This is a genomic window from Haloferax profundi (assembly GCF_001469865.1).
GTDB lineage: Archaea > Halobacteriota > Halobacteria > Halobacteriales > Haloferacaceae > Haloferax > Haloferax profundi.
Genome location: NZ_LOPV01000039.1, coordinates 34,724 through 46,707, shown reverse-complemented (window position 1 = coordinate 46,707; position 11,984 = coordinate 34,724). Strand labels below are relative to the sequence as shown.

Annotated in this window: 13 protein-coding genes and 1 tRNA gene; 7 read left to right on the top strand and 7 right to left on the bottom strand. The window is 63.5% G+C overall.

Annotated features, from left to right (window positions below; all coding sequences use genetic code 11):
- Window positions 1-120 precede the first annotated feature (120 nt).
- Window positions 121-228 (bottom strand) — tRNA-Lys (locus AUR66_RS02120).
- Between the two features lie 83 nt (window positions 229-311).
- On the opposite strand from AUR66_RS02120, the gene AUR66_RS02115 reads away from it, so the two are divergent.
- Window positions 312-1,556 carry a M20/M25/M40 family metallo-hydrolase gene (locus AUR66_RS02115; RefSeq protein ID WP_058570870.1) on the top strand — a complete coding sequence of 415 codons (1,245 nt, stop codon included), beginning with the start codon at window positions 312-314 and terminating at the stop codon, window positions 1,554-1,556.
- On the opposite strand, the gene AUR66_RS02110 is transcribed toward AUR66_RS02115, so the two are convergent.
- Entirely contained in the window at window positions 1,544-2,215 is a 672-nt protein-coding gene (locus AUR66_RS02110) for a DUF7119 family protein (protein WP_058570869.1), read from the bottom strand. The genes AUR66_RS02115 and AUR66_RS02110 overlap by 13 nt on opposite strands.
- A 67-nt stretch (window positions 2,216-2,282) precedes the next feature.
- Window positions 2,283-2,432, bottom strand: a complete 150-nt coding sequence (locus AUR66_RS21645; protein ID WP_197409651.1) for a hypothetical protein — start codon at window positions 2,430-2,432, stop codon at window positions 2,283-2,285.
- 302 nt (window positions 2,433-2,734) lie between these two features.
- Here AUR66_RS21645 and AUR66_RS02105 point away from each other — a divergent pair, with 302 nt between their 5' ends.
- Together AUR66_RS02105 and AUR66_RS02100 are read left to right on the top strand one after the other, a co-directional pair.
- Window positions 2,735-3,055, top strand: coding sequence for a hypothetical protein (locus AUR66_RS02105; RefSeq protein ID WP_058570868.1), 321 nt, complete (start codon window positions 2,735-2,737; stop codon window positions 3,053-3,055).
- A 90-nt stretch (window positions 3,056-3,145) separates the two neighbouring features.
- Window positions 3,146-4,918: a nitrite/sulfite reductase gene (locus AUR66_RS02100; RefSeq protein ID WP_058570867.1), complete on the top strand. Its 1,773-nt coding sequence runs from the start codon at window positions 3,146-3,148 to the stop codon at window positions 4,916-4,918.
- Window positions 4,919-4,933: 15 nt separating this feature from the next.
- Here the strand turns inward: AUR66_RS02100 and AUR66_RS02095 are convergent, their stop codons facing one another.
- Window positions 4,934-5,326 (bottom strand): MaoC/PaaZ C-terminal domain-containing protein, encoded by a 393-nt coding sequence (locus AUR66_RS02095; protein WP_058570866.1) that lies wholly within the window; start codon window positions 5,324-5,326, stop codon window positions 4,934-4,936.
- 163 nt (window positions 5,327-5,489) lie between these two features.
- Here AUR66_RS02095 and AUR66_RS02090 point away from each other — a divergent pair, with 163 nt between their 5' ends.
- Together AUR66_RS02090 and AUR66_RS02085 are read left to right on the top strand one after the other, a co-directional pair.
- The gene (locus tag AUR66_RS02090; protein WP_058570865.1) at window positions 5,490-5,774 is read left to right on the top strand and encodes a DUF6360 family protein; all 285 of its coding nucleotides are present in this window, start codon (window positions 5,490-5,492) and stop codon (window positions 5,772-5,774) included.
- Window positions 5,775-6,088: 314 nt separating this feature from the next.
- Entirely contained in the window at window positions 6,089-7,009 is a 921-nt protein-coding gene (locus AUR66_RS02085) for a DMT family transporter (protein ID WP_058570864.1), read from the top strand.
- Between the two features lie 33 nt (window positions 7,010-7,042).
- Here the strand turns inward: AUR66_RS02085 and AUR66_RS02080 are convergent, their stop codons facing one another.
- Window positions 7,043-7,981 (bottom strand): DMT family transporter, encoded by a 939-nt coding sequence (locus AUR66_RS02080; RefSeq protein WP_058570863.1) that lies wholly within the window; start codon window positions 7,979-7,981, stop codon window positions 7,043-7,045.
- A 204-nt stretch (window positions 7,982-8,185) separates the two neighbouring features.
- Here AUR66_RS02080 and AUR66_RS02075 point away from each other — a divergent pair, with 204 nt between their 5' ends.
- Window positions 8,186-8,674 (top strand): Lrp/AsnC family transcriptional regulator, encoded by a 489-nt coding sequence (locus AUR66_RS02075; RefSeq protein WP_058570862.1) that lies wholly within the window; start codon window positions 8,186-8,188, stop codon window positions 8,672-8,674.
- 44 nt (window positions 8,675-8,718) lie between these two features.
- The gene (locus AUR66_RS02070; protein ID WP_058570861.1) at window positions 8,719-8,994 is read left to right on the top strand and encodes a hypothetical protein; all 276 of its coding nucleotides are present in this window, start codon (window positions 8,719-8,721) and stop codon (window positions 8,992-8,994) included.
- Between the two features lie 46 nt (window positions 8,995-9,040).
- On the opposite strand, the gene AUR66_RS02065 is transcribed toward AUR66_RS02070, so the two are convergent.
- Window positions 9,041-11,149 (bottom strand): PAS domain-containing sensor histidine kinase, encoded by a 2,109-nt coding sequence (locus AUR66_RS02065; protein ID WP_058570860.1) that lies wholly within the window; start codon window positions 11,147-11,149, stop codon window positions 9,041-9,043.
- A gap of 115 nt (window positions 11,150-11,264) precedes the next feature.
- A complete protein-coding gene (locus tag AUR66_RS02060) occupies window positions 11,265-11,978 on the bottom strand; it encodes a plastocyanin/azurin family copper-binding protein (RefSeq protein ID WP_082682099.1) in 714 nt (237 codons plus the stop codon).
- Window positions 11,979-11,984: the final 6 nt, after the last annotated feature.

The window sequence follows — 11,984 nt, the reverse complement described above, 5'->3', positions numbered from 1 at the left end:
CGTCTCACGAGCCCACGCCCACATTGTTCGCGTGGACCCAGTCGCTCGCGGTGCTCGCTCCTTGGTTCAACTCCTCCCAGTAGTTCGACTATCGCTCGCTGTCGCTCGCGAATGTAAGAACGGGCTGGGAGGGACTTGAACCCCCGACCGTCTGGTGTCTTCCGAAACCACGCAACCTGCGTAGCCCCGTTAAAAGCCAGACGCTCTGCCTAACTGAGCTACCAGCCCTCGTCCGATTCGAGGGTGGGGATACTGATAAGCGTTTATTTTCGTTCCCCACCTGCTTTGTACCCCGTTCCCGTCTCCCATGTATGGACCTACGCGACTTCGTCGACACGCTCCTTCGATTCGAGAGCGTCGGCCGCGCCGAAGCGCCCGCACAGACGTGGTTCAAAAACCGCCTGCACGACTTCGGGTTCGAGACGTACGAGTGGAGTGCGAACCCCCGTCGACTGGCCGAGCACCCGTCGTTTCCGGACGACTCCGACGATATCGTGACCATAAACCGCCCAAGCGTCGCGGGTGTCTTGGAGTTCGGTGACCCTGACGCAGGGAAGACTATCGTCCTCAACGGCCACGTGGACGTCGTCCCCGCCGACGCGGAACTGTGGTCGCACGCACCGTTCCTGCCGCGGTGGGACGACGACGCCGGGACAGTCAGTGCCCGTGGGGCGGCCGACATGAAGTCGGGACTCTCGGCGTGCGTCTTCGCCGCACTCGACCTCAAAGACGCGGTCGAATCCGGTTCGCTCGAACTCGACGGCCGGGTCGTCGTGGAGAGCGTCGTCGGCGAAGAAGAGGGTGGAATCGGCGCGGCGGCCGCCGCGTTGGACAATCCGTACCCATTCGAGCGCGACGCCGCACTCGTGGCCGAACCGACGCGACTCGAACCCGTCGTCGCCACCGAAGGGTCGGTGATGAAGCGACTCCACCTGACCGGACGAACCGCGCACGCGGCGTCGCGGTGGCGCGGTGTGGACGTACTCCCGAAGTTCGAGGCGATTCGTGAGGCCTTCTTCGACCTCGAAACCGAACGCTGCGAGCACGTCTCGCATCCGCTGTACGACTACCCGGTCCCGTGGCCAATCTGCGTCGGGCGCGTCGAAGCGGGGTCGTGGGCGTCCAGCGTCGCCGGGACGCTCACCGCGGAGTGGCGACTGGGCGTCGCGCCCGGTGAGAGCGTCGAGGAGGTCGAACGAGCGTTCGAAGCGCGACTCGACCGAGTCGTCGCCGAAGACGAATGGCTCTCAGAACACCCGCCGACGTTCGAGCGATTCTCCGTCCAGTTCGAACCCGCCGAAGTCGACGTCGACGAACCGGTGGTCGAAGCCCTCCGGGCCACGCTCCGAGACCGCTCACTCGACGACGAACCGGTGGGTGCGACCTACGGCGCGGACTCACGACTCTACGTGGAAGCGGGTATCCCAACCGTCGTGTTCGGCCCGGGGAACATCGACCAGGCGCACTTCCCCGACGAGACTATCGAGTGGGCCGAAGTCGAGACTGCCCGCGACGTGATTCGAGAGACGGCACAGCGATTCCTTCAGTCGAAGTAAGCGGTCAGCGCCTCCGCCACCACGTCGCCGGGGTCGGTGTCGTCTAACGAGGCGCGGCGGCGGAGTTCGAGGTAGACGTTCGGCGGGAGCGATACGTCTAACGTTCCGACGGCGACGCCGTGGTCGGCGAGGGCGTCGGTGACCGGCGTGCCGTCGTTGACTTCGCTGGCGAGGCGGCGGACCTCTCGAACGGTCAAGTCACCGTCCAGCGTCGCCCACGCGAGGTGGAGTCGGGCGTCACCGGGGACGCGAGCGATGTGTTTCGCGGCCGTCGGCGCGATGTTGCCGCGCGCGACGTGTCGACGGACCGACTGCGGCAGGTCGTGGACGCGCGCCCACTTGCGGATGAACGAGACAGACACGTCGCCGCCGGCCATCTCGGCGGCCTGTTTGTAGGAACCGACACCACGGACCAGTGCAGCACAGGCGGCGGCACCCCTGAGCATGAAGACGTGGTCGTCGCCCGCCGACGATTCGGCGAACGAGCGGACTGTGCGGGCGGCCTCCTCGACACTAGCCGGGTCGTTCGGGTCGAACCCGACTGCCTCACGGGCACGGTCACCCGTGACGGCAGGGTCACCGCGGACGACCGGTTCACCGACCGGTTCTCGCCGGTCGGCCGGGGCCCGACTGGTGCGTCGGCGTTCGTCGTTCGTCATCTACGAGAGGATTTCGCGTTCTCGGTTAAAAACGTCCCCCTGCGTGGCGAGATTCGTGCGCGAGCGCTCACTCCTCACGGGATTCGGAGAGATGCGACCAGATTTCGGTACATCCGGCACCGTCTTCGAGGTCGTCGAGGTGGGCGGTGGGGTCGCGTTCGTCGTCTTCGTCGTCTGCACGCTCTGGTTCTGGTTCGAGGTCGACGTCCGTCGTCATTCGTCGTCCTCCGTCGATTCGAACAGTTCGGGAGCAGCGTCGGCGGAGGCGTGTTGTCGGGCGGCGGTGCGGCGGTCACTCATCACTCCCTCGGTAACGGGGGGAGACGCATAAGGGAATCCGCACCTGTAAGGTGTACCCGTACTCCCGGGTATCGGAACCGGTTGCCCCTACCTCCGACGGATATTTACGACCAAAATCGACCGACGAAGGCACCGTGTGGTGACGACAGGCCGTCGCGCCCTCCTGCGGGGATTGCGGCCGTCGTCCCGCATAGGTACTCGGACCACGGAGTGGGGAGTATGACTGTCTCGCTACGCGTCCTCGACGACGGGGCGTGGGTCTCCGTGAACGACGCGAGGGAAGTGAGCGTAAGTGAACTCTGGCGCCTCGACGACCCGTCGTTCTGTGGGTGTGACCTGCCGGACTTCGTCGTCGAGAACGTCCTCTCGGTCGGCGTGGACGGACGAACCGTCACCGCGAACGTGTACGGCCAGTGCATCGGGTGTGGCGAGACGGGCGTCCCGGGGTGGGTTCCCGTCGGCCGCCTCTCTGACGGGAAATTCGTCGATATCGACCGTGAGAACACCGTTCTCCCGGTGTACGACGGCGACGACAGGTAGCCGGCAACATTCTCCGGTGTTCGGCAGCACCGGGAAGGGTTGACGGTACGCTCGGGACCTTACGTAGGCGAATATTTGGGTTTCGTACGAATGCCCACGGACGTCGAACGGTGGAAGTCAGAAGTCTACGGTACCGAGATACGAGAGCATCTGTTCCGTTTCGCCGAAGAAGGATGGGACGCCATCCCCGAAGACGAGCGAGACGCGTGGTTCGAGCGCTTCAAGTGGTGGGGTCTGTACCACCAGCGGAACGGCCAGGAGTCCTATTTCATGCTGCGCATCGGGACGCCGAACGGCCGCCTCGAACCCGGCCAACTCCGCGTCGTCGGCGAAGTCGCCAAAGAGTACGCGACGGGACCGGGGACGAACCCCATCTTCGGTGACGCGTACGCCGACTTCACGACCCGTCAGTCGATTCAACTGCACTGGATCAAGCTCGAAGACGTGCCTGCAATCTTCGAGAAACTCGAAGCACACGGCCTCTCCGCACAGCAAGCGTGTGGTGACTCGTGGCGCAACATCGTCGGGAACCCGATGGCCGGCGACGACGCCACCGAAGTCATCGACGCGTGGCCCGTCATCCAGGAACTCAACGAGACGTTCAAAGGGAACGACGACCACTCGAACCTCCCGCGGAAGTGGAAGGTGTCGGTCACGGGGACGCCCGACGGGTCCGGCCAAGGCGACATCAACGACCTCGCCCTCGAACCGGCGTACAAAGAAATCGACGGCGAAGAACAGGTCGGCTTCAACGTCCGCGTCGGCGGCGGCCTCGCCCGGAACGAACCGCGCCTCGCCCGCGATATCGACGTGTGGGTCGCACCCGAAGACGCCGCGGCAGTCGCCGGCGGCCTCTCGGCACTCTTCCGCGACCACGGTGACCGCGAGAACCGCTACAACGCCCGCATCAAGTTCCTCGTCGACGAGTGGGGTACCGAGAAACTCCGCGAGACGCTCCAAGAAGACTACGTGGACTTCGAACTGGAGACCGCTGGCGACGACCTGCGCGACCAGTACACCTACAACGCCGGTGGCGAGGGTCGAAACGACCTCCTCGGCGTCCACGAGCAGAAAGACGGGTCGAACTTCGTCGGCCTGAACGTCCTCGTCGGCCGGATGGGTGCTGACGACGTTATCCAACTCGCCGACCTCGCAGAACAGTACGGGTCCGGTGCGGCCCGCTTGACCCAGCGTCAGAACGTCATCGTCCCGGACATCCCGGACGGCGAACTGGACGACTTCCTCGCCGAAGACCTGCTCGAACACTACTCGCCCGAGCCATCGCCGTTCATGCGCGGGTCTGTCGCCTGTACGGGCACCGAGTTCTGTTCGCTCTCCATCGTGGAGACGAAGAACCGACAGGTGCGCTTCGCCCGCTGGTTGAAGGAGAACGTCGACCTCCCCGAGGGCGTCGAAGAGTTCCACATCCACCTCTCCGGGTGTACGGCCTCGTGCGCCCAGCCACAGATTGCGGACGTGAGCCTCCGCGGCATGAAGACCCGCAAGGATGGCGAACCGGTCGAAGCCCTCGACATCGGCCTCGGCGGCGGCCTCGGCGAAGAACCGCAGTTCGCCCGCTGGGTCACCCAGCGCGTCCCCGTGGACGAAGTGCCGGGCGCAATCGAGAACCTCCTCGCCAACTTCGACGACCAACGCGACGGAACCGAGACGTTCCGCGAGTTCGTCCTGCGGCACGACGACGACGAACTCGCCGACCTGGTCGAACCCGAAGAGACCAGTTACGAGGACCCGATGATGCACAACACGAAGCGCACGTGGTACCCCTACGCCGAAGACGACGAACTGGACGCGAGTCCCGCGCCGAGTCTCGCCGACGGGACACCCATCACGAGCGACGACTGACCACCGACCACCGCCTCACTTCCAGATGAGGCCTTCGAACCCACCGCGGAGGACGACTGAGTCGTCGTCCACCTTCCGACAGACGATGTCGGTCTCGACGTCGTAGCGGTCCTCGCGGGCGTCGACGGTGGTCGGTGTCACCTCACACCGAATCGTCTCGCCGGTGTACACCGGGGCGAGGAACTCGAACTCCATCGACCGGGCGAGGACTTCCAGGTCGCCGCCGATTTGCGTCGGCAACGTCGCAGTCAACAACCCGTGGACGACGAGTCGGCCGTCCTCGTCGGGGTCGGTGTGAATCGGTTGCTCGTCGCCAGAGAGGACCGCGAACGCCTCGACTTCCGCCGTGGTGAACGTTCGCTCTCTGACGAGGGTCTCTCCCTCCGTCGGCACGTCGGGGGTGGACATATCCTGCCCGACGGCCGACCGCGGGATAGTTCTTCACCCGGGCGCTCGAACACCTGTCGAAGCGAGCACGACAGGGAGCACACACAGCACCCGCAGACACCACAGTCACCACACGCACCTCCAGACACCACACGCACCTCCAGACACCAACACCCACCCATCCATGCCAGACCGAATCCTCACAGTCAACGCCTACACGACACTCGACTTAGTCGACGGAACCGCACAGGGTCACGACTTCGACGAGTCCGCGTTCGCGGTGCTCAACGTCACCTCACCGCGGAAGAGCCCCGACGCCGTGACGCTCGAACTCGAACTCGACGGGACGCAACTCGACGCACTGCCACCGCACGCCGACCGCGTCTCGCTCTCGCCCGACGAAGCGCGGGCGCTGGCGGCCGACCTCGAAAAACACGCCGACCGCGTCGAAGCGGCGAGAGACGACTGACCGACATCGCCTGATTTTCTCCTGATTCGCCGCCCCGAAAGTGAGTCACGTCGACAGCTACAGAGTTCACTGGCAACACGCACCATGGTTGTTTTTCGCGCGATTTGGTTCATATTCTCCCGAAACCGGCATCGTTTGTTAATGATTCGTACACCCACATACCCAATCGTTAGACATATGGTGAAGTGAGCTGAACGATAGGTCGTGCTAAAGACGAGGCCTTCACGCCGTCCACGCATTGCCCGTCGACCCCTCACTACCTCCCGCGCTCACCCGGCGAATCGAACGCCGGCCACAGCGCGGGGGGTGGTGGCGTGAGTCGTCACCGGACCCTCGTCCTCTTCGTCGCCGCCGCGGTGCTGTTCGGCACCTCCTTCGTCGGCATCAAAGCGGCCATCGGTGCGATTCCACCAGTCCTGTTCGCTGCCTTCCGCGTCGACGTCGCCGCAGTCGTCTTGCTGACGCTCGTCGCCGTCCGCGGTGGGTACTGGCGTCCCCGGACCCGTTCCGACGTGCTCGGCATCCTCGTGAGTGCTGCGTTCGTCCTCGGCGCGAACAACGTCTTGTTGTTCCTCGGCCAGCAGAACGCGACGTCGGGCGCTGCGGCAGTCATGTACAGCATCCTGCCCATCGCCTCACCGATGTTCGCCGTCTTCCTCCTCGACGACGAGCGTATCTCGGCCGTCGACGCCGTGGGCATCCTCTTCGGACTCGCGGGCGTCGTCGTCATCGTCGGCCCACAGAGCGTCCTCGGCGGTGGGAGTGTCGGACAGGCACTCGTCGCTGGTGCGGCACTCTCCGTCGCCTTCGGAACTGTCTTGCTCAAGCGCGTCGCCCCGACCATCGGGACGATTCCGATGACTGCATGGGCGATGGCCGTCGCAGGTGTCGGAATTCACGCTGTCAGTCTCGGACTCGGCGAACTTCCCACGCAGGTGGCGTGGTCGCCGACAATCGTCGCGGCAATCCTCTACGTGGGGATGCCGGCGACGGCGGCGGCGTACCCGGTGTACTTCGCCCTGCTCGCAGAGGCAGGCCCGGTTCGCGGCAACCTCGTCGCCTACGCGATGCCAATCGTGGCGACGCTCTCGGGATGGGCGTTCCTCAGTGAGTCGATATCCGCGGGGACGGTTCTCGGATTTGGCGTCATCGTCTCCGGGTTCCTATTGGTCCACCGCGAGAGCGTGGCGAACGTTCTCGGAGTACAGGTGAACCGGCCCGCCGAGACAGAGTAGCGAAAGTCGCCGAATCGAGTGAAGAAAACCCTCTCAGACCGTGACGTGCCGCCGAACCGTGGCGGCGACGTCGACGAGCGCGTCTTTTTTCATCGCCGCGAATCCGACGAAGATAGCGCCGAACCCGACGAACGCCGTCGTCTCGATTGCGTGGCCGAGGAGAACGAAACTCAGCACCGCAGCGACGACGGGTTCGACGTAGCCGATGAGGTTGAGTTCCGTCGGGCCGAGGCGGTCTAAGAGTTCGAAGTAGAGTAGGAACGCAACCGCACCCGAGACGAGCGTCAGGTAGACGAACGACGCGATACCGACGGGTGCCCACTCGATTGCGGCGAGTGACTCACCGCGGTGAAGTCCCCAGACGTGGAGGATGACACCGCCGCCGAACATCGTCCACGCCTGCATCGACTGGACCGGAAGGTCCGTTCGAAGTGGCCGGGTGAGGACCGACCCGAGGGCAAAGGAGACGGCACCGAGGAAGATGAGGACGATACCGAGACCCTGTGCAGAGCCGAGGATACCAACGCCCGGGTCGGCGACGAGCACGACGCCTGCGAACCCTGCGAGGAGGCCGAGGACACCCGTCTTGCCGAGTGAATCACCCGAGAGGATAGCCGACGCGAAGACGGCGGTCAGGATGGGCGAGAGACTGATGATAATCGAGGCGATGGCACCGGGGACGTAGTTCTGGCCGAGATAGAGCAGTCCGTGGTAGGCGGCGATGATGAACACCGCTCCGATGGCCGTCGCGAGCAGTTCGTCTCTGGTCTGTGGGCGCCACCGGTCGGTCGAGTACACGGCGTACGCGAGCATCAACAGGCCAGCGGCCTCGTAGCGTATCGCCGCGAACGTCAGCGTCGGGAAGAACTCCAAGCCGACTTCGATGGCGACGAACGACGTCCCCCACATGGCTGCGAGAGCGACGAACATCAGCGGCGTCGTCGGAAGGTTTCTCCAAGAGAGATGCGTCATGGTCGAATCTGCTTCAACCGTCAGGGACGGACGTTGTTAAATCCTTCTACAAAAGAAATCTAATCAGTTGGATTTTTCATTTAGTAATTTGTCTGTTGCTGTTCTGTAGTTTGAATAATCCGTGAATGTTCGAGAGTGAGAGGAGGCCACGAGAGATGGCGGATAGCACAAGGACTTACGTCCCACGACCTGTCCACTGTAGGTATGGACGAACGCGACGTGCGCCTGTTGAAGGCCATCGCGGACCTCGGAACCGGCAGTCCCGAGAAGTTACACGACGCGACCGGCATCCCAGTATCGACCATCCACTACCGGTTGAACAACCTGAAAGACGACGGCGTCATCGAGAACGACCTCTACGACATCGACCTCGAATCGTTCGGCCTCGGCGTCACCGTCGTCGTAGAAGTGCTGGCCGATTACAGTGGGCCGTACGAAGAAGTCGGAAACAAACTCCTGGAGATAGAAGGCGTCACGCAACTGTACTTCACGATGGGTGAGACGGACTTCATCGTCGTCGCCCACCTCGCAGACTCTGACCGCGTCGAACGACTCATCAGCAACTTCGAAGCGGTTCCCGAAGTCGAGCGGACGAACTCTACGTTCGTCATCTCGACGATGCGAGACAGTCACCGCGCACTCCAGAGTTACACGTTGGAGACCCTTCTCGACGAACTCGGAATCGAAGACTGAGAATCCTCCGACTGCTTACGGAGTTCTGACGCGTACTGTCCGCTATGTCGGACACAGTCACTACCTGGCTCGTCGAGCGCACGTACTCGGACGACGAACAGAACATCATCATCCTCGTGTACGCGACGACAGACGGGACACGATATCACAGAAAAGAACGGTCGTTGACGAGTTTCGAATCGGACGTCCGCGACACCTACGCTGCCCTCGACGTTCCCGAAGACGAGTTAGGACGCGTCGGCGACGAGGAGACACAGGCGGAGTACGCCGCCGCGGCGACCAGGATGGCCGAGTCGCACGACCCAACCGACGTCGTGTGACTGGCCGGACTCGCGGGCACAGTGGCAGACCCCGTTTGAGGTGTCGTTAGTTGGTCGACGCGAGTGGTAATTCGACGACGACGACGGTTCCAGATGGGTCGTTGTCCTCGATGTGGACCCGTCCACCGAACGAATCGACGAGTTTGTTGACGAGGTAGAGTCCGAGACCCGTCCCGGAACTCTCCAGTCCCTTCTCACCCTTCCCGAAGACGACGGACTTTCTGTTGTCTGGGATACCGACACCGTCGTCGCTGATGCGGACGATGGCCACTCCGTCGTCGTGGTCGACGTCTACCGAGATAGTGACCGTCGTGTCGTCGTCGTTGTGTTGAATCGCGTTGTTGAGGACGTTCCCAAACACCGAGGTGAGAAGCGGGTTCGCGCGAACGGCGACATCCGGAATCTCCCCATCGACGTCGATAGTCGCCTTCGGGAACGCCTCGCGCCGGACGACGAGTTCGCGGTTCAGCGTCTCGGCCAGTGAGAGTGGGCGCGTCTCGACTGCGCCCCCACTCATCGTCTCGATGAGGTCACGAGCAACCTCGGTTATCTCGATGGTGTGTCGCCCAGTCGAGAGGACCCGCGAGAGGATGTCGCGCCCTTCGTCGTCGACGTGGTCTTCGAGTAACTCGGCCCAGCCCACGATGACGGCCATGTCGTTCCTGATGTCGTGCCGGATGATACGGTTGAGCGCCTCCAACTCGGCGTTGGTCTGCTCTAACTCGCGTTCGCGAGAGCGACGGGCCGTCACGTCTTGAATCGTCCCACGCAGGGCGACGACGCGGCCGTCCCGGATGACCGGTTCGCCGCGCGTCCGGACCCAGCGCTCCGTCCCTTCGGCGGTGACGATGCGGAAGTCGTCTTCCCACGCGACGCCCTCGTTTCGGCACCGCTCGACCAGTTCCCGAACTACGTCTCGCTCGTCTGGGGCGTAGAACGAAACCGCGTCGTCGAGCGACGGGTCGTACTCCAACGGAACCTCGTGGATGCGCTTCGTCTGGTCGGTCCACTCGAGCGTCTCGTCTTCGAGGTCCAGTTCCCACCCGCCGACTTTCGAGATGCGTTGCGTCCGTTCGAGGAAGTCGCGACTGCGTTCGAGTTCCCGTTCGCGTGCTTTCTGTTCGGAGAGGTCTTGAAACACGACGACGTTCCGGTCGTCCGACAGAGACGTGACAGAGAGACGAACCGGAACGGACGTTCCGTCGGGCCGCTGAATCGTCGCTTCACCTTGCCACCGCCCCCTCTGGTCGAGTGAGGAGCGGAGTTCTTCCTGGAGGCGCTGTGCCTCGGATTCGGTGTGGAGGTCGTGCCACGAGAGACCGAGCATCGACTCGGAATCGGGATACCCGCAGATGTGCGCGCCAGTCTCGTTGATGTAGGTGTGGCCGCCCCCTTTGGTGAGTGCGATACCGGCGTCGACCGAATCTACCGCACTCTTGAGCGCTTCGAGGTCCCGTTCGCGGACCCGCGCGTCGGTCACGTCTTGGACCGTCGAGACGAGGCGCCGGTGCCCGGAAAGGTCCGCAATCGAGAGGCTCACTCGAAGCCAAACGAGGTCACCGTCTGGTCGCTCGATTGGCCACGGAAACACGTTCGTTCCCGTCTCGATGGCACGTTCGACTTCGGCGCGGGCGTCTTCTTGCGAGAATCCCGGAACGTCGGCGGTGAGTTCGACGGGTGCCGTCGAGATGACGTCGTCTCGGGTGGTACCGAGGATGTCGAGATAGCGCTGGTTGATATCCACCAGTTCGAGCGTGTCTGGGTCGCGCACGGCGAGGCCGACGTTCACTGCCTCGAACAGTGCTCGGTGGTCCAGTGACCCGACCGTGTTCTGGACCGCGTCGTAGACGACCTGTCCCAGATTTTCGATATCGGGAGAAGACGGATTCGACCGTTCGAACGAGACGAGTGGGACACCGTCTGTGCGCAACACAGAGGCGAGCGGTTCTCCCTCGGAGTTCGTCAGTTCCGTCGAGACGACGAGACAATCCACACGCGAGTGTTCGAGCGTCGACTGTGCAGCGTCGATACTCTCCGCAGTTTCGACGTGGACAGTCGTGGTCTGGTCGCCAACTGTCGGAGGGAGGGACGCCGCAAGACGCTCGCGGACTGGTTCGTTCTCGGCGACGACGAGAACGTTCACTCTACCGGACATACCGGTGCAACGCAATCCTAGGTCAAGTATGAACCGGACGGTTCGACAGCGTGAGAACGAGTGCGCAGAACGAAGAGACAGGAGAGACGAGGGGCCTCAGAAAGCCCCGCAGTGACTACTCACTGTGGCCGTCGTCGTGGCCGTCGTCGTGGCCGTCGTCGTGGCCGTCGTCGTGGCCAGACGACCCGGAACCGAGTCCGTGTTCGACCATCTCGTTCAGTTCAGTAATCTTCCCGTGAACATCCTCGGGAATCTCGTCAGACGGTGCCGACATCCCCGGACCGTCGAGGGGAGCGTCGCCGACGACGACGCTACCAATCATCCCGAGTGCCTCGTGCGGGACGCAGTAGTAATCGTAGACGCCGGCCGTGTCGAACGTCACCTCGTAGGTTGCACCGCTCTCCGAGAGCATCCCGCTGTCCCACGCATCGGTCCCCTCGGGAACGCGACGCGGGCCGTCGTTGTCGGGATGGTACGCCGTCGCCGTGTGGGTGCCACTCTCGAGTTCGAAGGTGACGGTCCCACCTTCCTCCACGTGGACGACGTGCGGGTGGAAGTGGTACTCCCCGTCTTCGGTCAACATAGTGACCGTCGCGTGTTCAGCGGGGTCACCGATAGTACCACCCTCGTGGTGGTGGTCGCTACTTCCGTCCGCGTTCTCCTCGGTGGTCGCTTCTTCGGTGTGCGACTCCTCGGTGTGAGTACCGTCGTCGTGCGAACCGTCCTCTTCTGCGTCCGGTGCAGTACTTCCAGTACACCCGGCGAGGCCAAAGATGGCGAGGCCGCCGGTTGCCTTCAACACGCGCCGCCGAGAGAGTGAGTCAGTCATGGTAGG

What these genes read in the sequence shown, in the direction of transcription:
- AUR66_RS02065 (WP_058570860.1), bottom strand. Translation starts at nt 11,149, where the DNA reads ATGTCCGGTAGAGTGAACGTTCTCGTCGTCGCCGAGAACGAACCAGTC.
- AUR66_RS02075 (WP_058570862.1), top strand. Translation starts at nt 8,186, where the DNA reads ATGGACGAACGCGACGTGCGCCTGTTGAAGGCCATCGCGGACCTCGGA.
- AUR66_RS02095 (WP_058570866.1), bottom strand. Translation starts at nt 5,326, where the DNA reads ATGTCCACCCCCGACGTGCCGACGGAGGGAGAGACCCTCGTCAGAGAG.
- AUR66_RS21645 (WP_197409651.1), bottom strand. Translation starts at nt 2,432, where the DNA reads ATGACGACGGACGTCGACCTCGAACCAGAACCAGAGCGTGCAGACGAC.
- AUR66_RS02105 (WP_058570868.1), top strand. Translation starts at nt 2,735, where the DNA reads ATGACTGTCTCGCTACGCGTCCTCGACGACGGGGCGTGGGTCTCCGTG.
- AUR66_RS02115 (WP_058570870.1), top strand. Translation starts at nt 312, where the DNA reads ATGGACCTACGCGACTTCGTCGACACGCTCCTTCGATTCGAGAGCGTC.
- AUR66_RS02090 (WP_058570865.1), top strand. Translation starts at nt 5,490, where the DNA reads ATGCCAGACCGAATCCTCACAGTCAACGCCTACACGACACTCGACTTA.
- AUR66_RS02110 (WP_058570869.1), bottom strand. Translation starts at nt 2,215, where the DNA reads ATGACGAACGACGAACGCCGACGCACCAGTCGGGCCCCGGCCGACCGG.
- AUR66_RS02060 (WP_082682099.1), bottom strand. Translation starts at nt 11,978, where the DNA reads ATGACTGACTCACTCTCTCGGCGGCGCGTGTTGAAGGCAACCGGCGGC.
- AUR66_RS02070 (WP_058570861.1), top strand. Translation starts at nt 8,719, where the DNA reads ATGTCGGACACAGTCACTACCTGGCTCGTCGAGCGCACGTACTCGGAC.
- AUR66_RS02100 (WP_058570867.1), top strand. Translation starts at nt 3,146, where the DNA reads ATGCCCACGGACGTCGAACGGTGGAAGTCAGAAGTCTACGGTACCGAG.
- AUR66_RS02080 (WP_058570863.1), bottom strand. Translation starts at nt 7,981, where the DNA reads ATGACGCATCTCTCTTGGAGAAACCTTCCGACGACGCCGCTGATGTTC.